Raw genomic sequence first — 25,180 nt, forward strand, 5'->3', positions numbered from 1 at the left:
CTTGAAGTCGGGTATATTACTTCAGAAATAGGGAATTGCCAAGCTTTTTGATGGGGTTTGGATTTATTTTTTTGTTTTTTAAAGTTTTATTTATTGTGCTCCGCACGAAGGAAAACCCATTCGTTTTCGTTGGAAGCGGCAGCGTTAAATGCATAGCCTTCATAATCGAATTGTTTTAGTTCTTCAGGCCGGGTAATTTGTTTGTCGGCGGCATAGCGGACCATCAGGCCGCGTGCGCGTTTGGCGTAAAAGCTGATGATTTTGTATTTGCCGTTTTTTTCATCTTTGAAAACGGGAGTAATGATTTTTGCGGTAAGTTTGTCGGTGTTGACGGATTTGAAATATTCTTGGGAAGCCAGATTAATCAGGGTGTTGCTGCCGTTTTGGGACAAGGTTTGGTTTAACAGTTCGGTAATGATGTCGCCCCAAAATTCATAGAGGTTTTTACCGCGTGAATTGGGAAAAGGTGTGCCCATTTCCAGGCGGTAGGGTTGCATCAAGTCTAGAGGGCGCAGTAAGCCATACAGGCCGGAGAGTAGGCGTACATGCTCTTGCAGATAGTTGATATTTTCGGCAGGCAGTGTGCCGGCATCCAAGCCTTCGTATACGTCTCCGTTAAACATGAATACGGCTTGTTTGGCGTTTTCGGGTGTAAAAGGTGTGTGCCAGGCTGCGTTGCGTTCTGCGTTGAGTAAGGCGATTTTGTCGGAAACGTGCATGAGTTCGGCAAGGTGTTGCGGTGCCAGCGGACGCAGCTCGTTCATTAATTGTTCGGCGTGTCGGAGTAGATCGGGTTGGGTATATAGGTTTGTCGGAGCTTGGTCTTTTTCGTTGAGGTTTTTGGCGGGGGAGAGAACGAACAGCATGGTATTTCCCTAAGTGGATTTTGAATGTTTTGAACTTTAGTCTGTGTGTTTGGTTTTGGCAAGTATGCGGCGGATTGAGTTTGTTAATGGGTGGTTGTGCGTGTCGGCCGGTTGTGAGGGGGAGGGAACACGGATATTTATTTGATAGTATTTAGATATGGAAGACAAAGGCCGTCTGAATTTTCAGACGGCCTCATATATTTATGTTTGATTGTTTTGGTAAATTAGAAAGTCATGCGTACTCCGGTGCGTACCGATCTTGCCGGCAAAGGTGTCAAGTATTTTAGAGTTGAGTTGTTGGGGCGGGCATCGGCATTGCTTAGATTGCGGCCATCTAAGAACCACTCTAAGGTGCTGTGTTTTTTAAGTTGATGGGTGTAGCTTACATAAGCGTCCCATAAGTTATAGCCTTTAAGCCGGATTTCTCTGCGGGAAGGGCTGCCTGACAGGTATTTTTGTTTTGTATAGCGGGTGATGCTGCTGCCTACTTTCCATGCACCTTTATTCCAGCTTAAGCCCAGCCCGTAACGTGAAGTAGGCATATTCGGCATATAGTCGCCATCGTAATACCAACGGATATATTTTTCCCAATCGCCGGTATTTTTAGGATCGGCATCACGACGTTTTTCGATTGGGCTGTTTTTCACCCAGTCGGCAAACAGTCTTGCATCCAAAGAGCCGTATTGGGATAGGTCGAAAGTTTGATTTAACTCTACTTCAAAACCGTGAACGCGGGTATCGCCTTGTCTCCATTCTTTACGTTGTAAGCCGGCATTGGAAATGCCGGTGGCTCCCAAATATAAGTAATCTTTGAAGGCGGTTCGGTAATAGTTGGCACTCAAACCGGTATCCTGCCATCTAAATTCTCCGCCCAGTTCGACAGTTTTTGCGGTTTCCGGGCGCAGATGCGGGCTGCCGTGTTCGTCAACCAGAATGGCGAAGTGACGGTTGCTGGCATACAGTTCGTTTACTTCCGGAGCGCGTTGGGATTGGCTGTAACGGGCAGACAAATTGACTATGCTGTTTGGCTTCCATTTTATTTCGGTAAAGCCGTTGTTTAAGCTGAAATCGGAATTGCGTTTGCTGAAACGTTTTTCGATTTCAGCTTGGCCTTGACCGGCGATATAGCCGTTGAAATTAACGCTGTTTTTCACTTTTTCATGCCGCAAGCCGAGATTTAAGCCTAGGGATTTCCATGAGAAATTTTGTAGGGCAAAAATGGCGTATTTGCGGGTGCGGTTGTTGGGAAGGTATCTGTCTTCGCCTTTGCCGTCGATACGGCGGTTCATTAAGTCTAAGCCGATTGAAACGCGTAAAGCTTGACTCCAACGGTAATTCGCTTCCAGACGGCCTTGCCATTGTCTGCTGTTGAGGCTGTTGGCAAACGTATCGCCGAGATATTCTTCATTCACGGCTTTTGTGTAGGCCATTTGCGTTTTGATATTGTCTAAAGCGGAGTCTTCAACTTTATACATGCTTTCCAAAGCAAAGCGTGTCTGATCGCTTTTAATATTGACCGGTTCCAATCTATTTTTATAGTTGGTCCAAGTTGCTAAAGAGGCATAGCCGGGCACGCCGTAGCGCGTTAGAAAACGGCTGACACCGATGCCGGCATAGCTGCCGTTATCGCTGATATAGCCGGCTCCGGCAGAAGCATTTTGTCGTTGGAAGTGGCTGTTTGTCATTTTGCCGGATTGGGTCGGTGTAATGTCTTGAATACCGATAAAGCGCGAGCCTTTACCTTCCACGCCTGAAACATATTCGGGATTGTCTACCATCCAGCCGGGTTTTCTGACGCTGTTGCTGTACACATCACCCAAAGTGACTTCCCATTCTTTCAAGAATTTGTCGCCGTCTTTCAAATAGTTCGGATTAACCCACTTCCAGCCCCGTTTATCAAAAAACTCTTCTGTTTTGACTTCGACTTGGCAAGCGTGTACTAGAACGGAATTTTTGCCGTCCCGCAATTCCTCTCTGTCGTAGCAGGCCGCTACTTTGCTGTCTTTGGGAACGCGGTAGCCTGAAATCCGGCTATTCAGCCCGTTTAAGTGCCATGCAACATTGCCGGCACGACCTGTTAAGCCGAATAATTGGTTGTGCGGGGTGTTATATCCGCCGCTGATTTCTGCTTTGCCTGTTATATCTCTGTCCGGCAGAGTATGGGGAATTAAGTTTGTCTGCACATTGACTGCACCGCCGATTGCATTACCGCCAAATAAAACGGCGGCAGATGATTTGTAGACATGAATTTTGTCGGCTAAAAACGGTTCGATTGCTGTAGGCAGATTTCCGCTGACGGCAGCCAGCCCGGATACGCCCAAGCCGTTTTCGGTAATCTGAACGCGCGGGCCGGTGAGGCTTCGAATTTGTGGCAGGCCGTTACTTGGACCAAAGCTGTTATTTTGCACACCGGCTGATTTTTCTATCGACTGTCCGAGGGAAACGCTGCGTACGGCATTTAAATCCTGATGTAGTGAATCGGTGTTTGTGGTAAATATTTCCTGACTTCCTCCCAGCAAAAGCTCGCTGCCGGTATTGGCGCTTTTGGCTCTGACGGTGACTTCGGGTAGGGTAGTTTCTTCAAATTGCTCTGCCCGAGCCGAAGTTGTTGCAAATAAAGAAGCTACGGCGCAGACGAGTGGAAAATAAGAAATTTTTGATTGAACCATAATATGTTGATGTCCTTGACTGTATTTAATCTAATTTAACAAATTATGTTATATTGTAACAATTAATTTAATATCATAAAACATTTTTTATGGGTATGAAACAGCATTGGTTTTAAATTTGATTTTGTATGTGATTTTGCGAAAAGTATGGAAGACAAAGGCCGTCTGAAAATTCAGACGGCCTTTATTGAATCTAATTGAAAAAATTGTTTCAACCGATTTGGGTAACGATGATGACGGTTACGGCTGCTGCGGCAATTGCTGCAATTAATTTGCCGATGCCGGCAAAATTTAATACGGGCAGCTTGCCTTCGAGATATTTGTAGCCGGTAATCATGGGGGTGATCAAATTATGTTTTTTAACAAATTTGTAGATAAGGATAGTGGCGATATGAATGCCCGCCAAGCCGGCTAAAATATTGAAAAACAGGATATGGATGCGGCGGGCGGTGCTGCCGGTTTCTTCGCTGACCAAACTGTTCAGATAGCCGTTATTGACGAAAGTGTTTTCGTCGGCGGCAAACAGTCCGGTGGTTACTTGAAAAGCAACGGCGGCCAGCAGTGCCAAGACCATCAGGGCACCCACGGGATTGTGTCCGGGCTGTTCGTTTTCACTGATTTTGCCTTGTGTGTAGCGTATGATTTGGGACGGGCCGCGTACGAAATGGCTGAATTTGGCGGTGTCGCTGCCGAAGAAACCCCAGCAGATTCGGAAGATGATTAAGCCTAAAACCAACAGGCCGGCGCGCAGGTGCCACTCGAGCCAGCTGCCGCCGGTTTCGGCGCTGTACCACATAAATACGATGGACGCGGCAAGTGTCCAGTGGAAAATCCGGGTGGGTAAGTCCCAAACTTTTAATTTCTGCTTCATAAAATACTTTCGTTCTTATATGATGGTTTGTGTCGTTTTCAGACGGCCTTTGACAGCCATTGAGGCCGTCTGAAAATATTATAATGGATTTTGTCGGCGGATAATCATGATGTTTTCAAGCTATTACAAAACCTGTTTTTTAGACAGACAATTGAGTGAGGCTTCTGCTTTTCCGGAAGTTTTTTCACGCCGCGATGCCGACAGCCATAAGGGTACTTACGGTACGTTGGCGGTGGTCGGTGGTGCGGCGGGAATGAGCGGTGCGGTGGTAATGGCATCTGTGGCGGCGATGTACAACGGCTGCGGTAAAGTGTGGGCCGGATTCAATCAAAAATCGCTGCCGCTTCCGGTGATTCCGGAACGGCCTGAGGTGATGTTGGATACTGCTCCAAATTTATTGATGCGTGATGATATCGGTGCTTGGGTGGTCGGTTGCGGCTTGGGGGTGGATGAAGAATCGGTGCGGTGCGTGTCTGCGGTTTTGTCGTTTGAGAAAAGGCAGCCGGTATTGCTGGACGCGGACGCGTTAAATGTGTTGGCGAAAGACAAGCATTTGAATCAGACGGCCTGTGCTTATTCGGGTGGTTTGGTGTTAACCCCCCATCCTGCGGAAGCGGCACGTTTGTTGGCTTGCACAACGGCTGAAGTTCAGGCCGACCGTTTGGCGGCGGTGCAAAAGTTGGCGGAGCATTTCAGTGCTTTTGTCGTGTTGAAAGGGCATAAGAGTTTGGTGTGCACTCCGGATGGCGAAGTTTATACCAATCACAGCGGTAATGCCGGATTGGCAACGGCGGGAAGCGGCGATGTGTTAAGCGGATTAATCGGTAGTTTGCTGGCGCAAGGCATACAGACGAAACAGGCCGTCTGCGGCGGTGTTTGGCTGCATGGTGCGGCGGCCGATGTATTGCGTGATTCGGAAATCGGTGAAACAGGAATGCTGGCTGGCGAGTTGGCACCGGCGGCACGGTGGTTGAGAAACCGTTTGATACGCGAGTTTGAATCGCTTGCTTAATTGAAAAGGCTTGTATCGTCGGGATACAAGCCTTTTGGTTTGCCGTTTGTTAATGGCAGCCGCCTGATTTTCCGCCGCAGCGGTCGCAGCCGCTGCAGGGCGATGAGGATTTTTTAGGCAATACAAATTTTCTAATCAGATACCAAACGCTCAATAGCACAATTGCCCCGACAATCAGATATTGGATCATGACAAAATCCTTGAAGTTGTTTGGTAAACCACAAATGCAAAGAAGTAGGCCAATACCAGCAGATAGGCAGTCATAGCGAAGGTTTGTTTGGCTGATTTGGTTTCACGCTTGATAACGGCAATGGTTGCCATACACATCGGAGCGTAGATATACCAAGTCAGGAAAGCAAAAGCGGTGGGTAAACCCCAATCGGTATGTACAATCGGAATCAAGGCGTTTTGGATGGCATCTTCGGAATCGGCGCCGACTGCGTATACCGTTCCCAAAGCGGCTACCACCACTTCGCGTGCGGCAATGCCCGGAATCATGGCGATACACATTTCCCAAGTAAAGCCCAAAGGTGCGAACAGCGGCTGGATTGCGCGTCCGAGCATGCCGGCATAGCTGTAATCGATGGCCGCACCGCTTGCGCCTTCCGGTGCGGCAGGGAAGCTGACTAAAACCCACAAAATCACCGACAAAGCGAAAATAACCGTACCGGCGCGTTTTAAGAAGGCATAAACCCTATCCCAAAGGCTGGTCAGAATATGTTTGAAATTAGGCATACGGAATGTAGGCAGTTCCATCAAAAGCGGGAAGCGTTGAACCTGTCCGTTTCTTCTGGCCAAGCGTTTCATCACGTAGGCAGTTAAAGCGGCGGAAAGAATGCCTGCCAGATAAAGGCCGAACAGGGTTAAGCCTTGCAGGTTGAAAACACCTAAAACCGTCTGCTGAGGAATGACCGCCGCAATAATCAGCGCGTAAACCGGCAGACGTGCAGAGCATGTCAGCATCGGTGCAATGGCAATGGTTACCAATCTTTCACGCGGGTCTTGAATGGTGCGCGCCGACATCACGGCGGGCACGGCGCAGGCGAAGCTGGAGAGTAGGGGAATAAAGGTTCTGCCTGAAAGACCGGTGGTGGCGAGCATATTGTCTAACAGAAATGCGGCACGCGGCAGATAGCCGGAATCCTCCAACAGCAAAATAAAAGCAAACAAGATGGTAATTTGGGGCAGGAAAACCAAAACGCTCCCGATACCGGCAATCACGCCGTCAACCAGCAAATCGGTCAAAATTCCGGCCGGCAGGGTAGCGGCAATCCATTCTCCCAGCGCACCGAAGCTGTCTTCGATAAAACCCATCAACGGTTCGGACCAAGAATAAACCGCTTGGAATACCAGCATTAATACAGTCAGCAGGATAATCATGCCCCACACGGGATGCAGAAAAATACTGTCTAAACGTCTGTGCCAGGCAGGCATTTGGATTTCCGAACGGACAACTTGGCTCAAAATATTTTCCACTTTGGCATAGAGTTGCTTACTGTCGAGCTTTTCCAAAGTCTGTTCGACATCTTCTTTCGGTTGGAAGCGGACGGTACGGCGCGGCAGTTGATTCACCGCCTCGCGCACGGCACGGATGCTTTCGCTGCGGACGGCTGCCGTTTCCAAAACCGGCATACCCAATAATTGCGACAGTTTTTCCACATCGATTTTCAGTCCGCGTGCTTGTGCAATGTCGCTCAAGTTGAGGGAAACCAGCATGGGCAGGCCCAGCGTTTTCAGTTCCAATACCATGCGCAGGGTCATGCGCAGATTGGTGGCGTCGGCAACGGCAATGACGGCATCCGGAGTGATACCGAATTTACCCAATACCATATCGCGGGTTACCGCTTCATCGGGGCTGGTGGTCCGCAGGCTGTAAGTGCCGGGCAGGTCGATAATGCGGACATGGTGGTCATCGCTGAACACACCTTCGCGGCGGTCAACGGTAACGCCGGGGTAGTTCGCCACTTTGGCATTCGAGCCGGTAAGGCCGTTGAATAAGACGGTTTTGCCGCAGTTGGGCGCACCGACAAGGGCAAAATAACTTAATTCCATAGTAATGTTCCTTTTTTCAGGCGGCCTCTTGTTTGGCAGGTCGTCTGAACCATGATTCAGGGATTAACGCGGCACAGGATTTTCGAGGCTTCGGCTTGGCGTAGAGAAAATTGCGATTGGTTGCCTAAGCGGACGGCGTAAGGGCCGTGTCCGAGCGGGCCGACGGCAATGACGACAACAGGCATGCCGTCTGAAAAACCCAAGTCGGCAAGGCGGCGGCCGACTTGTGCGTCCAATACGCCGAATTCGGGATTGGGAACAATAGATTCGATTTGGGCACTCACACCTTTGCCCAAGCGGGTTAAAGGAACGGTAGTCATGTTGGCTAACTTTCTTGTTTGGTTTGTGTGCGGCAGTAATCGGATTGCTGCCGACAGTAAGTGTGAAGCGTTTAATATTGAATTAAGGTAAATAAAATTGATTTTTATTTATATATTATGATATGCCTTTTACCTATGATTTGCAACGAAATTAATGCCGCCGGATGTGATATTTCCCGGCGGCATTAATAATATAAAAACAATTTTCAGACGGCTTGCTGCGGCTTGCCCGATAAGCTCTGATTTACCGCAGAAGCAATCGGCAACAAGGCATGTTTACCGCCATTTTAGGCGGCATAACATTAATATCGTATATCGTATATCGGATTAATGATGCTGGTCGCGGCAGTGTTCGTCGTGTTCATGGTCTTCGTTGCAGGCGGCAAACCAAGCATCGTCGTCGCCGTCGAACTCTTCCACTTCGTCAAATTCGCCGTTTTCCGCAAGCGCCACCAATTCTTCCAAATCGTGTGCGCCTTCCACCCAAAAGCAGGGAATATCCGGCGGCGTATCCGGCGCAAGAACGGCGGCCAAGCCTTCATGCCATGCCAGCCAGTAGCCGTTGGCCGTCTGAACAAATTGTGCGTCGGGGTGGATGCTTTCGCCTTTGGTGTTGACCAGCATGCGTTCGGTGATTTCCGTTTGAAAGGGCAGTATTTTCATTGTGAGATCCGTTAAGGTTTGGAAATAGCAAGCATTATAACAAAGGCCGTCTGAAAACGCGGCGGCAGCTTTTCAGACGGCCTTTGTTATAATGCTATGTTTCTGTTTTTAATAAAGCCGGGCCGCATCATGCAAGTGATTCAATACGAAAATTCCCCCTTCAAACTCCACCAGCCTTTTCCCCCCGCCGGCGACCAACCCACCGCCATTGCCGGCCTGCTCGAAGGGCTTTCAGACGGCCTCGCTTACCAAACCCTGCTCGGCGTAACCGGCTCGGGCAAAACCTACACCATGGCCAACGTGATTGCCCAAAGCGGCCGCCCCGCCATCATCATGGCGCACAACAAAACGCTGGCGGCGCAGCTTTATGCCGAGATGCGCGAGTTTTTCCCCGAAAACGCAGTAGAATACTTCGTTTCCTATTACGACTATTACCAGCCCGAAGCCTATGTGCCGTCGCGCGATTTATTTATCGAAAAAGATTCCGCGATTAACGAACACATCGAGCAGATGCGCCTTTCCGCCACCAAAAACCTGATGACGCGCAACGACGTGATTATCGTCGCCACCGTGTCCGCCATCTACGGTATCGGCGACCCCACCGAGTATCAACAAATGGTGCTTTCCGTAAAAGAAGGCGACATCATCGAACAGCGCGACATCATCTCCACCCTCGTTTCCATGCAATACGAGCGCGGCGAAATGGATTTCAAACGCGGCTCCTTCCGCGTGCGCGGCGACGTAATCGACGTGTATCCCGCCGAAAGCTCCGACAACGCCTTGCGCATCAGCCTGTTTGACGACGAAATCGACCGCCTCGACCTCTTCGACCCGCTCACCGGCGGCAACATCCAGCGCGTCGGCCGCTACACCGTGTTCCCTTCCAGCCACTACGTTACCCCGCGCGACACCGTGCTGCGCGCCTGCGAAAGCATCAAGCAGGAATTGCGCGAACGCATTGATTTCTTTACCAAAGAAAACCGACCCGTCGAAACCCAACGCATCGAACAGCGCACCCGCTTCGACCTCGAAATGCTCTACGAAATGGGCTTTTGCAAAGGCATCGAAAACTACTCGCGCCACTTTTCCGGCAAAAAAGAAGGCGAACCGCCGCCCACATTGATGGATTATCTGCCCGACAACGCCATCATGTTTATCGACGAAAGCCACGTTACCGTTACCCAAATCGGCGGCATGTACAAAGGCGACGCTAGCCGCAAACAAAACCTCGTCGATTACGGCTTCCGCCTGCCTTCAGCCCGCGACAACCGCCCGCTCAAATTCCACGAATTTGAAAAAATCATGCCGCAAACCATCTTCGTTTCCGCCACACCCGCCAAATACGAAGAAGAACACGCCGGCCAAGTGGTCGAGCAAGTCGTGCGCCCCACCGGCCTGGTCGATCCGCAAATCGAAATCCGCCCCGTCGCCACCCAAGTCGACGATTTAATGAGCGAAATCAACGACCGCATCCAAAAAGGCGAGCGCGTACTCGTTACCACCCTCACCAAACGCATGGCGGAACAACTCACCGACTATTACAGCGAACTCGGCATCAAAGTGCGCTACCTGCACAGCGATATCGATACTGTTGAACGCGTTGAAATCATTAGAGATTTGCGGCTTGGACTGTTTGACGTACTCGTCGGCATCAACCTCTTGCGCGAAGGCCTCGACATCCCTGAAGTCTCCCTCGTCGCCATCCTCGACGCCGACAAAGAAGGCTTCCTGCGCTCGCACCGCAGCCTGATTCAAACCATAGGCCGCGCCGCGCGCAACGTGAACGGCGTCGCCATCCTGTACGCCGACAAAATCACTGACTCCATGAAAGCCGCCATCGATGAAACCGAACGCCGCCGCGAAAAACAGATTAAATTCAACGAAGAACACGGCATCGTGCCGAAACAGATTACCAAGCAAGTGAAAGACATCATCGACGGCGTATATCACGACGATTCAGGCAGCACCAAAGGCAAAGGCCGTCTGAAAACCAAAGTGAAAGTGGGCGAAATCCATACCGAAGAAGACGCCATTAAAGAAATCGCCAAACTCGAAAAAGCCATGCAGCAAGCGGCAAGGGATTTGCAGTTTGAAGAAGCGGCGGTGTTGCGGGATAAGATACGGGGGATTAAGGAAGGGTTGTTGTTTGGGGCAGAGTGAGAGAAATATTCATTTCTAAATTAAGAAAGGGATTATATGAATTATATTAAAATATTAGATTGGAACAATATTTCTGAAAAATATAATCGCAGCACAATATTACTTGGAAATGGTGCAAGTATTGCTGTTAACAATTGTTTTAATTATCAATCATTGCTAAATATAGCTAAACAAAAATTTAAGCAAAAAAGTGTTGAAAAATTATTTAAGCATTTTGAAACAGATGATTTTGAGTTAATCCTTAGATTAGTCTGGCAAGGAAAAGAAATTATTGATATTGTAAAAAATCATGATTGTATACATTATCGCACATTGACGTGGGCATATGAAGATATTAGAAACGGTTTGATTGAATCAGTTAGGGAAGTACATCCTAACTATTCTTCTATTGGCATAAATCAATTAGAGAAAATTTCTAATTTTTTAAGAAATTTTAATACAGTAATATCGTTGAACTATGACTTGATAGTTTATTGGGCATCTTTAAACGAGAAGGATAAGAAAGATAGTCCTTATAGCTTTAAAGATTGTTTTATACACAAGGAGTTTAAAGATGACTGGACAGACTTGAGGAAGCCTTATAAGGCTAAACAACACTGCACTTTAATCTTTTACCCTCATGGAAATTTAATCTTACATAAAGATATAAAATCATCTGAATTTAAATTATCTTCTTATGAAGATAGTCATTTATTAGAAACGATATTGAATGCATGGAAGAAAGGGAATATATCGCCATTATTTGTTAGTGAAGGTACAGCAAAGCAAAAAATAAAATCAATTAGAGATAGTTATTATTTATCTGTTGTTTATAGAGAAGTTCTGACCGAAAAAAAAGAAAGTTTGGTTGTTTATGGTTGGGGTTTTGGAGAACAAGATATGCATATCTTGAAGCAAATGAAAAATTGCGGGATTAAAAACATTGCAGTATCTGTTTATAATGGAGATATGGAATATTGTTTCAATGTTCGAAGGTTAATAAAAAGAGAACTGGAAAATCCTTCAGAAAGAGAAGATTCTATAAATGTAGAGTTTTTTCATAGCAATAGTGAAGGTTGTTGGATTTATTAATTGAATTAGAATCAAGCATAGCCTACGTGCGTAGGGTGTGTGTCACCGGCACGCACACATTGCCGGAATCCCTGCCCCCGCGTGCGTGGCTCGCATCGCTAAACTACCTGAAAATAAACATCGAGGCCGTCCGAAAATATTTTTTCAGCAAGCGTAGGTCGGATACTTGTATCCGACATAATGGTGGTATTGTCGAAACATGCAATCATTGTGATGATGCCTAAATGTCGGATTCGAGAATCCGACCTACGTCTTGTATCATTTGTATGGATCAATTCATATAACAAGGGGAAACCATGCGGTATCGTCGATATTACCGTGCGGGCGGAACGTATTTCTTTACGCTGGTGGCGCATAACCGCCAACGGATTCTAACCGGCGATGCGGTGCGTTCGGCCTTGCGTGAGGCCGTGTTGGCGGTACGGGAAAAATACCCGTTTGAAATCGCGGCATGGGTGTTGACGCCCGATCATCTGCATACCATTTGGCATTTGCCGCAAAACGATGCCGATTTTTCCGAACGTTGGCGGCAAATCAAACGGCACAGCCAATATTTAATCGGTGCCGACACGCGTTTATGGCAAAAACGGTTTTGGGAGCATGCTATTCGTGATGAAGCGGATTTTGCCCGCCATTTCGATTATGTGCATTTCAATCCGGTGAAACACGGCCATGTGTCAAAGGTATCTGATTGGCCGTTTTCTACTTTTCATCGCTATGTAAAACAAGGCATTTATCCGCTAAATTGGTGCGGGAATGGCTCTGATTTTGTGGTGGCGTATGATTAATGAAGATGTTGGACTCAAGAATCCAACCTACATTACTACCTTGAAATTTATTTAATTAGTTTTTTAGGAGTTACGAAATGGAAGAAAATAATTTGGTAATCTCAATTTTAAATGAGAATGGTGATATTGTTGAAACTAAGATATTGACTTGGAAAGATTTTGAAATCGAACAAGTTGGTGGCAGTGAACGCCAAATGGGGCCAGAAAATGAGCATGTATTAACTTGCACTACTGATGAATTCGAAATTACTTGTGAAGTATATGAATATCCTATAGGAGTGTTTAATTACAAATCTGACTGGAGGATAGAATCTGGTAATGTTCGAATTGAATCAGATGACTTGAATTATTTTGGTTTGTTTACAGAGCAAGAGTAACAAGCGTAGTCGGATACTTGCATCCGACACAATGTTGGCATGACGGAAATGTTCAATCATTGTGATGATGTATAAATGTCGGATTCAAGAATCCGACCTACATCTTGTATCATTTGCATGGGTTAATTCGTATAACAAGCAAGCACAGCCTATGTGCGTAGGGCCGTCTGAAAATATTTTTTCAGACGGCCTCGTCTATATCTTGCCAATGTTTTCTTTTATAATTCGGCTTTTCTTTTTATGACAGAGGCAATGATGTCTGAAGTATCTGAAAATAAACATAATCAATATGATGAAGGCAGCGGTATTGCAGTTTCGGGCAATGCGGACGAGGGCAAATTGTTAAAGGTGGAAAATGCCGTAACGGTTAACGGTGCGCAGGCAAATGAAAGCCGAAATTGGCGCTTTGATTTTCACGGTACGGCCAATGAATATTTTAAGATTTGGATCGTTAATCTGTTTTTATCGGTGATTACCTTGTCCTTTTATGCGCCGTGGGCGAAGGTGCGGCGTTTGCGTTATTTCTACGGCAACACGGTGTTGGGTCGGGACAAGTTTGATTTTACGGCGATTCCTGCCCGTATTTTGATCGGGCGGATTATTGCTACGGTTTTGTTTGTGGCGTTTTCGCTTTTATCCAATATTGATCCGATGTATTCGAGTGCGGTTTTGTTGTTGGCATTTGCGCTGATGCCGTGGCTGGTGCGCTCGACCATGCGTTTCCGTGCGCGTAATACGAAATACGGCAACAGCCGTTTTTATTTTTCGGCAACGATGGGGCAGTCTTATTGGGTGTTGGCGAAATGTGCGGTGGTGACGGTTTTGGGCGCGGGCTTGCTGTATCCTTTGGCGCTTTATTGGTTTAAGTCTTATCAAATCAAGCATTTACATATCGGTAATTTGCGCTTTAATCTGAATACGGGTGTGGGCGGTTTTTATGGCGCGGTGTTGAAGCCTTTGCTGTTTATAGTGTTGTTGGTTGCGGCGGCGGTGCTGGTTTTGTTCGGTATGGGTTATGTGTCGGATTTGGGCTATGTGTTGTCGGATCGGGTGGTGTTTCCGCTGGTGTATCTTTTGATTATGCTGCCTTATATTGCTGTGTTGGGCTTTTTTATACCGCTGACGCAGGGTTATCTGTTCCGCGCAACTTGGCAGGATGTGAGTGTGGGCAACAGCCGTATTACGACTGATTTGAACCCGTATAAATACGCTTTGATTAAATTAACCAATTATATTGCGGCCATTTTTACGCTGGGTTTGCTGCTGCCGTGGGGCGCGGTGCGTTTGTACCGCTATCAGGCGCAATCTTTGCAGGTTGAGTTGCAGGATAATCCGCAAGATTTGATGAATATGGCTCAAAATGATCCGGATGCTATCGGTGAAGAAATCGCCGACGTGTTTGATATCGATATTTCACTTTAAGGCTGCTTGAGCATGTCTGAATCTCTTACGGTAAGTTATTACGACGGTAAGCGTAATGTTCCCCATCAGGCTGAAATTTCGCTTGATGGGGGCAAATTGCGTGTGGTGTATAACGGCGGGCAAACTGCTGAATATCCGCTGCACAGTATTGCTTATATGGCGGGAGTAGGCGGTGTTTTGCCGGCTTTGGAGTTGCCGGGCGATGCGCGCATTGAGTTTTTGAATCACGATGTTCCGCATTGGCTGCCTTTGCAAAATAAAATCATGTTAAAGCAAGTGGGGCGGCTTGAGAAAAGCTGGAAATGGGCGGCTGTTTCTTTGGTGGCGATGATTTGCGTGGTTGCAGTGGTATTCAAGTGGGGAATTCCTGCCGCGGCTTATCATGCCGCCCATCATCTGCCGGAGAAAACCTTACAGGGCGTGGGCAATCAGGCGGAAGAAATTATTCTCGAATTAACCGGCGAAACCAAGCTGTCTGCCAAACGGCGGAGAGAAATTTCTGATTTGTATTATCAAAAGCTTAAGCCTGAGAACCCGGCCAAACTGTTGTTTAGAGAGGGAGGCGAGTTGGGTGCCAATGCGTTTGCGATTCCGAACAACACCATTATGCTGACTGATGCGCTGGTTGATTTGGCCAAGCACGATCATGAAATTTTGGCCGTGTTGGCACACGAGCAAGGCCATCTGAAAGAACGCCACAGTTTGCAGCAGGCTTTGCGCGGTATCGGCATGAGTGTGTTCCTCCTAACCCTTACCGGCGATGCCACTGATATTATTGACGGTTTGCCCGTATTGTTTGCTACGGCGAAATACTCGCAGGAATTTGAGCTGGAAGCGGATTTGCATGCCATCAACGAATTGAAACGCTTAAATATTCCGCCCCAACATTTGGCCGATTTCCTGCAACGCCTGCATCAGGCGCACGGTCATGGTGATGAAAATTCGGCGGAACATATTTTGAGTACGCATCCGGTAACGTCCGAACGGGTGAAGCAGGTTGAGCAGCATGCCAAATAGTATTCAGTATTCGGCGTCGGCTTTGATAACTGATGGACATCGTGTTTGGGAAATGAACAAGAAGCAAACTTCTGCTAAAATCAAACGCTTTATATCGCGTTGATTTGAAATAAATCAGACATGATGTAAATATAATTTTGACAATAGTTTGGAATGAATTTAAAAATTTTGGGGTAAGTCTATGAATACTCGTTCTGTTTTGTTGGCTTTAGTTTTGGCTTTGGGTGTGGCCGGTTGCGGCACTATCAATAATCAAACCGTTACCGATGAAAAATTGAGAAGCCGTGCCGCTGCCGCGTTGGAAGTCAGCCCGGATCAAATCACCATCAGCAACCGCAGTAATGAAGGCATACGCATTAATTTCACGGCGACAGTCGGCAAACGTGCACATCAATGTTATGTCACCAGCACGGTAAGCATGATGGGCGTGTTAACGTCTGACGCGTTGTGCTCGAGCCAAAGAGGTTCCGGCAGCGGCAAAAAAGTGCGTTGTAATAAACTGTTGAAAGCAGCAGGGCACTGCTAATCCGATAAATTATTGCAAAGAATATAACCGAGGCCGTCTGAAATTTTCAGACGGCCTCGGTTATTATTTAGATAAACCTAAATCGGAGATAGCGAATCGGAAAACAGTTTTTCGGTTTTAAATCGAGTAGTCTTCTTTCAGCAAATGTTTGTAGGCATGAAGATAAGAAGCGGCTACAAACGATACGCCGCCGACCACATTGCCCAAAAACACGGGCAGCATATTCAAGAAAAACTGGCTCCAGCTGATGTCTGCTCCGGCGAGAATACCAGCCGGAATAATAAACATATTGGCAACAAAATGTTGGAAGCCGATCAGTACGAAAATCATCACCGGAAACCACATGGCCAAAATCCGCCCGGACGTATGCTTGGCACCGAAGTAAAACCAAATACCCATGCAGACCATCCAGTTGCAGGCAATTGCAGAAATAAAGGCGCGGCCGAAATCCATATTGACTTTAGCCTCGGCAATGGCCATGGTTTTCACTGCCGCCGCACCTTCCGACAAGCCGACATAATGGCCGAGAAAATAGGCCATCGCCAATGCGCCGGCCAGATTGCCCAAGCTTACCAAAATCCAGTTGCGCACAAGTTTGGCAGAGCTGACCCGGTTGGTTAAACGGCCGACGCCCATAATCATCATATTGCCCGTTGCCAGTTCGCCGCCGCCGATTAAGATACAGATCAGACAGATAGGGAAAACCGCCGCGCCCAAAAGCGTTGCCAACCCACTCCATTCGGCAGGGATGCCGCTGATTACTTTTAAAAATGCCAGATAGCCGAATCCGACATAGCTGCCGCCGAGAAAGCTCAAAATCAGCAGCATTTTGGTACTGCTTTCCGATTTGGCGCAGCTTCTTTTAATCGCATCTTCCAAGATTTCATGCGGGAAAAAATCGCGTTCTTGCATATATATCCTTTGTAGTGATCAATAAACAGATGGAAATTTCAGGTTTTCGGCAAGCCTTATGTCAATGCGTGCGGATACTTTACGCAAAACGCCGATACAAGGGAAAGAACGATTCGTTGTGAAAATATGGCAGTTTGGTTATATAGAAAAAGCAGATTAGGGGAGAAGAAATACGGTGTTGAGGCCGTCTGAAATTTCAGACGGCTTTTCTGCATTTTGTTGCTTTGCTGCGAACGTTAATGGGAAAGGTGCGTGGTTTGTGTTTTTTCGGCTGTGAATAAAAATAATTTTTTAGCGTATTTTTCTGCCTTAAAGCCAATATAAGACAGACTTTTGCAGATTTTTTATTATTTTTATTTTTATTTTAAATGATAATAATTTTCACAAAATTGGATAGCTATGTTATTATCATAAATTATTTGTGATAATGATTACTAATATTGTTATTTTTATGGAGTGTGTTTGTTAAGCAGAGATTGCTGTAAAGACGGACGGCACGAAAAAACAATCGGATATTTTGACTTGATAACCAGCCTCAAATGGAGACAAACAATGAAATTTAAGCAACTTCCTCTGGCAGCGGCGGTGTTGGGCGCTTTGTGTTCCGTGCCCGCTTTTGCCGAAACCGCGCCGAAGCAAGAGGTTTCAGATGCAGAATTGGGTACCGTAGTGGTGACCGGCGACCGTCAAGGTATGAAGGTAAAAACCAATGTGGTAACCAGCCGTCTGAAAGACGAGAGTACGGAAACTGATTTGCGCGGCCTGTTTAAAAACGAGCCTGCCATCGGCATCGGTGCGGGTAACGGTACTTCGCAATATCTATATATCCGCAATATGGGTCAAAATTCGATCGATATCAAACTGGATAATGCTTATTCCGACAGTCAAATCCACTATCACCAAGGCCGTCATATGTTGGATCCGGCTTTGGTGAAAATCATATCCGTGCAAAAAGGTGCGGGCAGTGCGTCGGCAGGTATCGGTCAAACCAACGGTGCGATTGTTGCCAAAACTTTGGATGCGCAAGATTTATTGAAAAACAGCAGCAATCCGAACTTCGGTGCCAAAATTGATGCCGGTTACAACAGCAACGACGGCCATAATTATGGTTTGTCGGTGTTCGGTAAAAACGAAATTTTCGATTTTCTGGTATCGGGTAACCGGGTTAATGAAGATGAATATAAAGGCGGTTCAGGCTATAAAAACGGATTTAACGGCAGCAGCCGTGTTCCGTATAGTGCACTGGATAAAACCGGTTATTTGGCAAAAATAGGGGCTACCGCAGGCGACCACCGTTTTGTATTAAGCCATTTGAATAATCAGCATAAAGGCGAACGTCTGGTGCGTGAAGAGTTTTCTGTGGGCGGAGGCAGGCTTACATTAGCACGCCAAGCTCCGGCTAAACGTAAAATGACTGTTAATAATACCAACTTCGAGTGGACGGGCAAAAATCTCGGTTTCGCCGAAAGGGCAAACGCCAATATTTACCGCTTGGTGCACGGGCGCTGGTCTGTGGACGACAGCAAAAACGGCTATGCAGGCGGAGACAGCAATGTCGGTTCTACTAAAACCAAAGTGGAAACCATCGGTTCGAACGTGAATTTCGACTCGCGCTTAAATGACAATATGTGGTTGAAATACGGTGTGAACTACCGTAATCAGGAAGTCAAACCCGATCAGATTTTCCGTAAGGGTGTGACAAACCAAGAAAAACGCGATATGGGCGTTTATGCGGAGATGATCGCCGATGTTCGAGACGTTACCCTGACCGCCGGTTTGCGCTACGACCATTTCAGTTTTAAAGCGATGGACGGTAAAAAAGTCGGCGACGGCGCGGTTAATCCGAGCTTGGGCTTGGTTTGGCAGGTGGTGCCGGAGTTGAGTCTGAGCGCGAGCCATAACTATGCAACCCGCAGCCCGCGTATGCATGATGCCATTATGTCGCACGGTAAACGCGGCGTGGTATCGATTGCCGATAATACCAAAGCGGAAAAAGCCAGAAACACCGAAATCGGTTTCAACTATAACAACGGAACATTCGGTTTGGAAGGCAGCTATTTCTGGCAAAACATCAGCCGCGCATTGGGTACGTCTACCGGTCGCAACAACCATTTGTGTGATGCGCCTACGGATCAAAACAAAAACGAGTGTTACTCTGAAATCATCAATGCCGGCAAAATCAAAAACTCAGGTTATGAGTTGGGAGCATCATACCGTCAAGGCGGATGGACGGCGCGCTTGGGTGTAGCGCACAGCAAACCGAAATTTTATGGCGAACATTTGAGTGCAAAACCTGAATATGCAATGCGTATGGGACGCACATGGACCGGTTCGGTGGCATACCGTTTCGACAATCCGAATTTGGAAATCGGCATCCAGCGCCGCCAAGTGGAAAAAGTGGCTAAAAAAGACAACTTTATCTTGGCCAACTACCAAATCAAAGCAGCCGATAAAGGCAAGGCTTCATACGGCGTAACCGATATTACTGCCAACTGGAAACCGCTTGGCAAGGATAAGATGAATGTGAATTTTGCAGTGAACAACATCACCAACAAAAATTACGTTCCTCACGCCCAGCGCAGCGACTTGCCCGGTGCGGGTCGCGAGTACCGTATCGGTTTCAATTACACGTTCTAATCTGATATAGCGTCTGCTTGTTTAGGCCGTCTGAAAATTCAGACGGCCTTGATTCTTGTTGGATATTCAGTATCCGGATCGGACAAACAGCATCAATTGCTGTCGCTTGCGATATAATGTATTGTGAAGTCAAAAGCTTAAGTTTTAGTTTGTCAATTGATTAAGAAAGGGCAGGCAATGAAATTGAAATGGCCGGTTGTTTTGGTGCTGGCGTGTTCGGCGGTGAATGTGCATGCCGACGGTAGGGCAGATTTGAATACGGTGGCGCGTGTGGACATTGAACGCTATGCCGGAACTTGGTATGAAATTGCGCGTTTGCCCATGCCTTTTCAAAAGCAGTGCGTATCGGATGTTACTGCAACCTATACGCTAAATTCCGACAAAACCATCAAAGTCACCAACCGCTGTAAAAAAGCAGACGGAAGCTGGTCGGAGGCGGAAGGTTTGGCGCGTTCGCAAAACGAATCCAACAGTAAGCTGACGGTATCGTTTTTGCCCAAATCTTTGCGTTGGTTGCCGGTGGGAAAGGCACCGTATTGGGTAATGGCTTTAGATGAAGGTTATGAGAATGTGATGATCGGCCAGCCCGACCGCAAATATCTGTGGCTGCTTTCGCGTAAACCGCAGATGGATGAAACTGTTTACCGCTCTTATTTGGATCAGGCGGAATCGCAAGGCTACGATTTGTCGAAACTGATACGTACCAAGCAGCATTAAAAGTGTAATGGCTTAAGTTTGCGGAATATTTAACTTGTTTGGCTAACTGAATGGAAAGGCCGTCTGCAAATTTTCAGACGGCCTTTTTGTTAATAAGAAAAATACAGATTAGTTTTTGCAGTCCAACATATCTTTGCGGATATCGCGCAGTACGAATGCAGCCGTATCCTCGTCTTCGGCCTGAACCCACACAAACAGTTTGGCGACAATCTTGCCGAGAAACACTTTTTCCAATGCATCGGCTTCGCCCAAATTATATTGCGCTAAGAAATCGGCAATATCGGCGGGCAGGGCGGTACACTCGGCTTGGCGGATGTCGGTAAAGCGTTTGTCCGATTGCAGGCGCTCCAGCAGGGTTTGGTTTTTATCGAGCTTGATGCCTTGTTCTTTCTCTTCGATGGTGGCGCGGGTGAATTGGTCGTAAATCTCCGCGTAGAGCATATCGTTGGGGCCTTCGAAGATGGTGAAGGGGCGGATGTCGATGGCAATGTTGCTGGCGGGGTGGCCGTGTTCGAAGCCTTTGGCGCCGAGCAGTTTTTGCAGGATTTGCGCCGCGCCGTAGGTGTATTCGGTGGCCAGCGTTTTGATGATGTTGGCTTCCATCAGCTGGTGTGCGACGGCGGCATCGGGGGCGACGCGGTTGCAGGTGAAGCGGTAGAGCACTTGCGAGATGCCGTAGCGTTGCATGATTTCGCGGCATTCGCGGGCGACGAATTTGATGTCTTGCTTCACGAAACGGTTCATGTTTTCAATGATGTATTCCATGATGCCGTGGGTCATGCCCACCAGTTGCAGGCGGCTGCGGATGAAGATGTTTTGGAACGCGCGCAAGCCGGCGGCATCGCTTTCGGAAAGTTTCATCACGCAATCGGCGGGGATTTGGGCATCAATATGGTTGACCGCATAGCGCACGGCGAGCAAGCCTTCGGAATTGAGGGTTTCGCAGCGGATGTATTGTTTGGGCACCAGCAGCAGGTTGATGGTTTTCGACAGTTTGCCGTTTTTACGCTCTTTGGCGGCAACCAGCAGAAATTCGCTGGTGGAATTGCCTTGCCAGTATTTGGTTGCGTTAACGTAAACGGTTTGTTCGTCGATATATTCGTAATACGACTGCATTTCGCGGGCAATTGCGGCGCCGGAGGTTTCCGGCTCGGTAATGGCGAGGCCGCCGCCTTCGCCGTTGAAAATGAAATCGAGGCCGGTGCGGATTTGGGCGTCGTTGCCGAATTCGACCAGAGGCTGCAAAACCAATGCGCCTTCGATACCGGTGCGCAGGGTAACGGGTACGCCGTAATGGCCGGCGATGCGCAATACTTCCTGAATTTCAAACTGGCTGCTTTTTCTGCCGCCGTGCTTTTCGGCTAAAAAGGGCAGCAGCAGGCCGGCTTTTTTCAGCTCCAGCCATTTGTTTTCGGGAAGGTATTGCATCAGATTGATTCCGTTTGGAAAGATGCGTTTGAATGCAGATTCGATGTGCTGTAAGAAATCAGCGGTGTTCATCTTAATGAGCTGTGCTTCCAAAATACCTGATGCCATATTCATCTATTTCCGTTTTTTTAGAGTTTAGAGTCAAATTTCTAGAAGCGTATTTATAACATACTTTTGGCATTTTGATAATATTGGTAAATTTAGCGGTATGGTCGGCAAAAAAGGTGATTGGAATAAGGTAAATCTGTAGCAGCCAACCCGATAGGTTGTTGATGAATGATGTGGCTTGCTGTGAAAAGGCCGTCTGAAAATTTCAGACGGCCTTTTCACTGATCATGAATAGTTTGATTAAGTCCGGCAAGACGGGCGCAGTTTGTTAAAAACGGGGTAAAGCCCAGGCAACACGGTGCGCCCAGAGACGAAGCAGATAACCGGCGATAAGCAGAATATTCAAGGCAAACGGATTAATCCAACCGAGCAGGTCGAGGCAATACATGGCGATGCCGATAATAACGGATACGGTGCCGTAGAAGTCTTTTCTTAAAATCATGGGGATGTCGTTGACCAACATGTCGCGCACAATGCCGCCTCCGACGGCGGTAATGAAGCCGAGCATGACCACACCGAATATATTGAGGTCGAGCGATAAGCCCAGTTGTGCGCCGGTAATGGTGAAGGCTACCAGCCCGAGCGAGTCGGCCAGCAGGAAAACGGTGGCCAGTTCGCGTTTTTGGGTGTGTTGGAGTTTAAACAGCCAAGACAGCAGCAGGGTAATGCCGATAACGATCCACGCGGTATTTTGTGTAAAGGCTAATGGAATGCGCCCGATAATGGCGTCGCGGATGATGCCGCCGCCGATAGCGGTCAGGAGGGCGAGAATCAAAACGCCGAGCATATCGAGTTTTTTGCGTACGCCGACCAAATAGCCGGATAAGGCGAACGCGGCGGTACCGATAATGTGTATGATGTCCGTAGTTGTCATGGTAATGCGTTTTTATTTAATAAGGCCGTCTGAAAATTTTCAGACGGCCCGTTTGATTAAGGCAATGTGTGATTATTTGTTGTTCCAGCGTTCGATGGATTCTTTAATCACTTTTTTGGCCTCTTCAACGTCGCCCCAAGATTCTACTTTGGTTGAACCCGGTTTTTTCAGGGCTTTGTAGTTGTTGAAGTGGAACTCGATTTGTTTGATCAGTTGCTGCGGCAGATCCGCCAGGCTGTTGTAGGCGTTGCCGTTGTTGCGGTCGTCGGCCGGTACGCAAACGATTTTGTCGTCCACTTCGCCGTCGTCAACGAATTTCATCACGCCGATCACTTTGGCTTCCAAGAAAATGCCGGTAGCCAAAGGCTGTTCGGTAATCAGCAATACATCCAGCTCGTCGCCGTCTTCGTCGAGGGTTTGCGGAATAAAACCGTAGTTGGTGGGTTTGGCGAAAATGGCAGGCTCTACGCGGTCGAGTTGGAAAGCGGCAACTTTGCGGTTCCATTCGATTTTGTGGTTGCTGCCGGCAGGGATTTCGTTCACAACATTGATAATGCCTGCGTCAACGTCGCCCGGAGTCAGGATTTGGTTAAAGTCAGCCATGGGAAGATTCCTCGTCAAATTGAATAGTGTTCAAACGGCAAGAGTATATCAGTTTTAATGTGGGGGCTGAAGATTTCAGACGGCCTCACGGGCGGCCGTCTGAAAAAAACCGCGTTTCAGTGTTGGCATTTTATTGCATAGATATTCGGCTTTTAAATTAAAAAACAAATGGTTTGCATCAATTTGTGTTTAATTGCACAAATCGGGCATAAATCGCTTGGAGGCCGTCTGAAATCATTTATAATGCCAGTTTGCTTATTTCTGATGAATGGTTGCTATGAACAATAATGAAGACCGTTTTGTTGCACCGGATTTTGCAAACCACAGCCCGCTAACCTGGTATCAGACTGCTTCGCAACAGCCTGCATTTATTAAAGATGCGGCTCAGGCTAAAGCCATTGAATATCTCGACCGCCTATGGACGGAATTGATGATGTTCAAGCGCAAACGCAACCGTTTTCTCGGGCGCAGCCTGCGTTCTCCGCAGTTGCCTAAGGGTCTGTATTTTTACGGCGGAGTCGGTCGGGGTAAAAGTTTTCTGATGGATGTGTTTTACGGCTGTCTGCCGTACCGTCGCAAACGCAGGGTACATTTCCACGCATTTATGGCGGAAGTGCATCAGCGTATGAAGGCCTATAAAAGTGAAGCTGATCCGTTGAAGTCGATGGCGGCGGAAATTGCCAAAGAAACCCGTGTTTTGTGTTTTGACGAATTTCATGTCAGCGATATTGCCGACGCAATGATTTTAGGACGTTTGCTGGAAAATCTGTTTGAATTCGGCGTGGTTTTGGTGGCTACATCCAACTATGCGCCGTCCGAACTTTATCCGCAAGGGCAAAACCGCAGCAGTTTCCTGCCGACCATTGCTTTGATTGAAGACAAGCTGACGGTATTGAATGTGGATGGCGGAGAAGATTTCCGTTTGCGCACTTTGAAACCTGCCGAAGTGTTTTATATTCCCGATAGCAGTGAAAACGAGCAAAAACTGGCCGAACTGTTTTCTCAAATGACTCAGGGCGGAACCAAACAACCCAAGCAAATTACCATCCACGACCGCCAAATCCAATGTAATGCGGAAAAAGACAAAGCGATTTGGTTTGATTTCAGAGCGTTGTGTTTCGGGCCGCGATCGCAAGCGGATTATCTGTATTTGGCTGAAAATTACGAAATTATTTTTGTATCGGGTATTGAAAAACTCAGCGAGGCCGAACGTGCAGAAGCACGACGCCTGACTTGGTTGATTGACGTTTTATATGATTATCGGGTTAAGCTGTGTGCCACTTGCGCCGTGCCGCCGGAAGAAATTTACACTGAGGGCGATTTTGCCAATGAATTTGTCAGAACCGTCAGCCGTATTGTGGAAATGCAGTCGGAAGAATACTTAAACCAACCCCATTTGACTCTGGGTAATAAGCAGAAAAAAAATCACAGTAATTAACCAAACGGCAGGGAAACTTGTTAGAATATGTGCCCATTTTTCTGTTTGTTTATTGTTATTGAGTCGAATTAATTTATTTTTAAGGAGAATTAAATGGCTATCGAACGTACTATTTCCATCATTAAACCTGATGCAGTGGCTAAAGATGTTATCGGTCAAATTTACAGCCGTTTTGAAAACAACGGCTTGCGCGTTATCGCTGCGAAAATGAAACACTTGAGCACCAAAGAAGCACAAGATTTCTACGCTGTTCACAAAGAACGTCCTTTCTTTGCCGATTTGGTAGCCTTTATGACCAGCGGTCCGGTAATGATTCAGGTTTTGGAAGGCGAAAACGCCGTTGCCAAAAACCGTGAATTGATGGGTGCAACCAACCCTAAAGAAGCCGCTCCCGGTACAATCCGCGCAGACTTTGCAGAGTCTATCGATGCTAACGCCGTTCACGGCTCCGACAGCGCTGAGAATGCCGCTATCGAAATCGCTTACTTCTTCAGCCAAAGCGAAATCTGCTCGCGTTAATGTTTAACATTACCTTGAAGGCTGCCTGTTTTTCAGGCGGCCTCAAGGTTTTTAAACTGAGGCTGTTCGAATAAAGTTGCGATAAATAAAAGTCTATGTGAGCTGTTTCAGTTTAAAAAATAGAAGTGAT

The 25,180-nt window shown here is 47.3% G+C and carries 23 protein-coding genes; 13 read left to right on the top strand and 10 right to left on the bottom strand.

From position 1 onward, the window contains the following. Window positions 1-86: 86 nt before the first annotated feature. From yaaA to EL309_RS09030, 3 genes are all read right to left on the bottom strand, one after another. Window positions 87-866, bottom strand: coding sequence for a peroxide stress protein YaaA (gene yaaA, locus EL309_RS09020; protein WP_036494765.1), 780 nt, complete (start codon window positions 864-866; stop codon window positions 87-89). Window positions 867-1,090: 224 nt separating this feature from the next. Continuing rightward, window positions 1,091-3,535 (bottom strand): TonB-dependent receptor, encoded by a 2,445-nt coding sequence (locus EL309_RS09025; protein WP_004283639.1) that lies wholly within the window; start codon window positions 3,533-3,535, stop codon window positions 1,091-1,093. A 211-nt stretch (window positions 3,536-3,746) separates the two neighbouring features. Further along, window positions 3,747-4,406 carry a cytochrome b/b6 domain-containing protein gene (locus EL309_RS09030; protein ID WP_040669734.1) on the bottom strand — a complete coding sequence of 220 codons (660 nt, stop codon included), beginning with the start codon at window positions 4,404-4,406 and terminating at the stop codon, window positions 3,747-3,749. A gap of 106 nt (window positions 4,407-4,512) precedes the next feature. On the opposite strand from EL309_RS09030, the gene EL309_RS09035 reads away from it, so the two are divergent. Continuing rightward, window positions 4,513-5,418 carry an NAD(P)H-hydrate dehydratase gene (locus tag EL309_RS09035; protein ID WP_004283637.1) on the top strand — a complete coding sequence of 302 codons (906 nt, stop codon included), beginning with the start codon at window positions 4,513-4,515 and terminating at the stop codon, window positions 5,416-5,418. Window positions 5,419-5,467: 49 nt separating this feature from the next. Here EL309_RS09035 and EL309_RS09040 read toward each other — a convergent pair whose 3' ends face one another. The 3 genes from EL309_RS09040 to EL309_RS09050 are packed head-to-tail and all read right to left on the bottom strand — an operon-like array spanning window position 5,468 to window position 7,790. Next, entirely contained in the window at window positions 5,468-5,608 is a 141-nt protein-coding gene (locus EL309_RS09040) for a FeoB-associated Cys-rich membrane protein (protein ID WP_004283636.1), read from the bottom strand. Continuing rightward, entirely contained in the window at window positions 5,605-7,470 is a 1,866-nt protein-coding gene (gene feoB, locus EL309_RS09045; RefSeq protein ID WP_004283635.1) for a ferrous iron transporter B, read from the bottom strand. The genes EL309_RS09040 and feoB overlap by 4 nt, the downstream gene beginning before the upstream one ends. 56 nt (window positions 7,471-7,526) lie before the next feature. Then, entirely contained in the window at window positions 7,527-7,790 is a 264-nt protein-coding gene (locus EL309_RS09050; RefSeq protein WP_004283634.1) for a FeoA family protein, read from the bottom strand. 363 nt (window positions 7,791-8,153) lie between these two features. Here EL309_RS09050 and EL309_RS10855 point away from each other — a divergent pair, with 363 nt between their 5' ends. From EL309_RS10855 to EL309_RS09090, 8 genes are all read left to right on the top strand, one after another. Beyond that, on the top strand, window positions 8,154-8,468 hold the full coding sequence (locus tag EL309_RS10855) for a hypothetical protein (RefSeq protein ID WP_408634032.1): 315 nt from the start codon (window positions 8,154-8,156) through the stop codon (window positions 8,466-8,468). 114 nt (window positions 8,469-8,582) lie between these two features. Beyond that, complete coding sequence (gene uvrB / locus EL309_RS09060) at window positions 8,583-10,613, top strand: excinuclease ABC subunit UvrB (RefSeq protein WP_193777281.1); 2,031 nt, start codon at window positions 8,583-8,585, stop codon at window positions 10,611-10,613. A gap of 36 nt (window positions 10,614-10,649) precedes the next feature. Then, on the top strand, window positions 10,650-11,684 hold the full coding sequence (locus tag EL309_RS09065; RefSeq protein ID WP_004283631.1) for a DUF4917 family protein: 1,035 nt from the start codon (window positions 10,650-10,652) through the stop codon (window positions 11,682-11,684). Window positions 11,685-11,980: 296 nt separating this feature from the next. After that, complete coding sequence (locus tag EL309_RS09070; RefSeq protein WP_004283630.1) at window positions 11,981-12,472, top strand: REP-associated tyrosine transposase; 492 nt, start codon at window positions 11,981-11,983, stop codon at window positions 12,470-12,472. A gap of 77 nt (window positions 12,473-12,549) precedes the next feature. Then, window positions 12,550-12,849 (top strand): hypothetical protein, encoded by a 300-nt coding sequence (locus EL309_RS09075; RefSeq protein WP_004283629.1) that lies wholly within the window; start codon window positions 12,550-12,552, stop codon window positions 12,847-12,849. A 252-nt stretch (window positions 12,850-13,101) separates the two neighbouring features. Then, window positions 13,102-14,271 (top strand): YjgN family protein, encoded by a 1,170-nt coding sequence (locus EL309_RS09080; protein ID WP_126382102.1) that lies wholly within the window; start codon window positions 13,102-13,104, stop codon window positions 14,269-14,271. Window positions 14,272-14,283: 12 nt separating this feature from the next. Beyond that, the gene (locus tag EL309_RS09085) at window positions 14,284-15,288 is read left to right on the top strand and encodes a M48 family metallopeptidase (protein ID WP_004283627.1); all 1,005 of its coding nucleotides are present in this window, start codon (window positions 14,284-14,286) and stop codon (window positions 15,286-15,288) included. A 181-nt stretch (window positions 15,289-15,469) separates the two neighbouring features. Beyond that, window positions 15,470-15,814, top strand: a complete 345-nt coding sequence (locus tag EL309_RS09090; RefSeq protein ID WP_004283625.1) for a hypothetical protein — start codon at window positions 15,470-15,472, stop codon at window positions 15,812-15,814. Window positions 15,815-15,931: 117 nt separating this feature from the next. Here the strand turns inward: EL309_RS09090 and EL309_RS09095 are convergent, their stop codons facing one another. Beyond that, complete coding sequence (locus EL309_RS09095; protein ID WP_004283624.1) at window positions 15,932-16,726, bottom strand: formate/nitrite transporter family protein; 795 nt, start codon at window positions 16,724-16,726, stop codon at window positions 15,932-15,934. A gap of 552 nt (window positions 16,727-17,278) precedes the next feature. Between EL309_RS09095 and EL309_RS09100 the strand changes: the two genes are divergently transcribed. Further along, complete coding sequence (locus EL309_RS09100) at window positions 17,279-19,363, top strand: TonB-dependent receptor domain-containing protein (RefSeq protein WP_004283622.1); 2,085 nt, start codon at window positions 17,279-17,281, stop codon at window positions 19,361-19,363. A 177-nt stretch (window positions 19,364-19,540) separates the two neighbouring features. Beyond that, window positions 19,541-20,080: a lipocalin family protein gene (locus EL309_RS09105; protein ID WP_004283621.1), complete on the top strand. Its 540-nt coding sequence runs from the start codon at window positions 19,541-19,543 to the stop codon at window positions 20,078-20,080. 108 nt (window positions 20,081-20,188) lie between these two features. On the opposite strand, the gene EL309_RS09110 is transcribed toward EL309_RS09105, so the two are convergent. The 3 genes from EL309_RS09110 to EL309_RS09120 form a co-directional block, all read right to left on the bottom strand. Beyond that, window positions 20,189-21,616 carry an acyl-CoA dehydrogenase family protein gene (locus EL309_RS09110; RefSeq protein WP_408634033.1) on the bottom strand — a complete coding sequence of 476 codons (1,428 nt, stop codon included), beginning with the start codon at window positions 21,614-21,616 and terminating at the stop codon, window positions 20,189-20,191. Between the two features lie 268 nt (window positions 21,617-21,884). Beyond that, complete coding sequence (locus EL309_RS09115) at window positions 21,885-22,490, bottom strand: trimeric intracellular cation channel family protein (protein ID WP_004283619.1); 606 nt, start codon at window positions 22,488-22,490, stop codon at window positions 21,885-21,887. 72 nt (window positions 22,491-22,562) lie between these two features. Beyond that, window positions 22,563-23,093 carry an inorganic diphosphatase gene (locus EL309_RS09120; RefSeq protein WP_004283618.1) on the bottom strand — a complete coding sequence of 177 codons (531 nt, stop codon included), beginning with the start codon at window positions 23,091-23,093 and terminating at the stop codon, window positions 22,563-22,565. Between the two features lie 277 nt (window positions 23,094-23,370). Between EL309_RS09120 and zapE the strand changes: the two genes are divergently transcribed. Together zapE and ndk are read left to right on the top strand one after the other, a co-directional pair. Further along, window positions 23,371-24,531, top strand: coding sequence for a cell division protein ZapE (zapE, locus tag EL309_RS09125; protein ID WP_004286053.1), 1,161 nt, complete (start codon window positions 23,371-23,373; stop codon window positions 24,529-24,531). A gap of 93 nt (window positions 24,532-24,624) precedes the next feature. Next, window positions 24,625-25,050 (top strand): nucleoside-diphosphate kinase, encoded by a 426-nt coding sequence (gene ndk / locus EL309_RS09130; RefSeq protein ID WP_004283615.1) that lies wholly within the window; start codon window positions 24,625-24,627, stop codon window positions 25,048-25,050. Window positions 25,051-25,180 lie beyond the last annotated feature (130 nt).

It is taken from the genome of Neisseria weaveri (assembly GCF_900638685.1).
Lineage (GTDB): Bacteria > Pseudomonadota > Gammaproteobacteria > Burkholderiales > Neisseriaceae > Neisseria > Neisseria weaveri.

Excerpts from the sequence above, each read along its gene's own strand:
- yaaA (WP_036494765.1), bottom strand. The coding sequence starts at position 866 with ATGCTGTTCGTTCTCTCCCCCGCCAAAAACCTCAACGAAAAAGACCAA.
- EL309_RS09025 (WP_004283639.1), bottom strand. The coding sequence starts at position 3,535 with ATGGTTCAATCAAAAATTTCTTATTTTCCACTCGTCTGCGCCGTAGCT.
- EL309_RS09030 (WP_040669734.1), bottom strand. The coding sequence starts at position 4,406 with ATGAAGCAGAAATTAAAAGTTTGGGACTTACCCACCCGGATTTTCCAC.
- EL309_RS09035 (WP_004283637.1), top strand. The coding sequence starts at position 4,513 with ATGATGTTTTCAAGCTATTACAAAACCTGTTTTTTAGACAGACAATTG.
- EL309_RS09040 (WP_004283636.1), bottom strand. The coding sequence starts at position 5,608 with ATGATCCAATATCTGATTGTCGGGGCAATTGTGCTATTGAGCGTTTGG.
- feoB (WP_004283635.1), bottom strand. The coding sequence starts at position 7,470 with ATGGAATTAAGTTATTTTGCCCTTGTCGGTGCGCCCAACTGCGGCAAA.
- EL309_RS09050 (WP_004283634.1), bottom strand. The coding sequence starts at position 7,790 with ATGACTACCGTTCCTTTAACCCGCTTGGGCAAAGGTGTGAGTGCCCAA.
- EL309_RS10855 (WP_408634032.1), top strand. The coding sequence starts at position 8,154 with ATGGTCTTCGTTGCAGGCGGCAAACCAAGCATCGTCGTCGCCGTCGAA.
- uvrB (WP_193777281.1), top strand. The coding sequence starts at position 8,583 with ATGCAAGTGATTCAATACGAAAATTCCCCCTTCAAACTCCACCAGCCT.
- EL309_RS09065 (WP_004283631.1), top strand. The coding sequence starts at position 10,650 with ATGAATTATATTAAAATATTAGATTGGAACAATATTTCTGAAAAATAT.
- EL309_RS09070 (WP_004283630.1), top strand. The coding sequence starts at position 11,981 with ATGCGGTATCGTCGATATTACCGTGCGGGCGGAACGTATTTCTTTACG.
- EL309_RS09075 (WP_004283629.1), top strand. The coding sequence starts at position 12,550 with ATGGAAGAAAATAATTTGGTAATCTCAATTTTAAATGAGAATGGTGAT.
- EL309_RS09080 (WP_126382102.1), top strand. The coding sequence starts at position 13,102 with ATGATGTCTGAAGTATCTGAAAATAAACATAATCAATATGATGAAGGC.
- EL309_RS09085 (WP_004283627.1), top strand. The coding sequence starts at position 14,284 with ATGTCTGAATCTCTTACGGTAAGTTATTACGACGGTAAGCGTAATGTT.
- EL309_RS09090 (WP_004283625.1), top strand. The coding sequence starts at position 15,470 with ATGAATACTCGTTCTGTTTTGTTGGCTTTAGTTTTGGCTTTGGGTGTG.
- EL309_RS09095 (WP_004283624.1), bottom strand. The coding sequence starts at position 16,726 with ATGCAAGAACGCGATTTTTTCCCGCATGAAATCTTGGAAGATGCGATT.
- EL309_RS09100 (WP_004283622.1), top strand. The coding sequence starts at position 17,279 with ATGAAATTTAAGCAACTTCCTCTGGCAGCGGCGGTGTTGGGCGCTTTG.
- EL309_RS09105 (WP_004283621.1), top strand. The coding sequence starts at position 19,541 with ATGAAATTGAAATGGCCGGTTGTTTTGGTGCTGGCGTGTTCGGCGGTG.
- EL309_RS09110 (WP_408634033.1), bottom strand. The coding sequence starts at position 21,616 with ATGGCATCAGGTATTTTGGAAGCACAGCTCATTAAGATGAACACCGCT.
- EL309_RS09115 (WP_004283619.1), bottom strand. The coding sequence starts at position 22,490 with ATGACAACTACGGACATCATACACATTATCGGTACCGCCGCGTTCGCC.
- EL309_RS09120 (WP_004283618.1), bottom strand. The coding sequence starts at position 23,093 with ATGGCTGACTTTAACCAAATCCTGACTCCGGGCGACGTTGACGCAGGC.
- zapE (WP_004286053.1), top strand. The coding sequence starts at position 23,371 with ATGAACAATAATGAAGACCGTTTTGTTGCACCGGATTTTGCAAACCAC.
- ndk (WP_004283615.1), top strand. The coding sequence starts at position 24,625 with ATGGCTATCGAACGTACTATTTCCATCATTAAACCTGATGCAGTGGCT.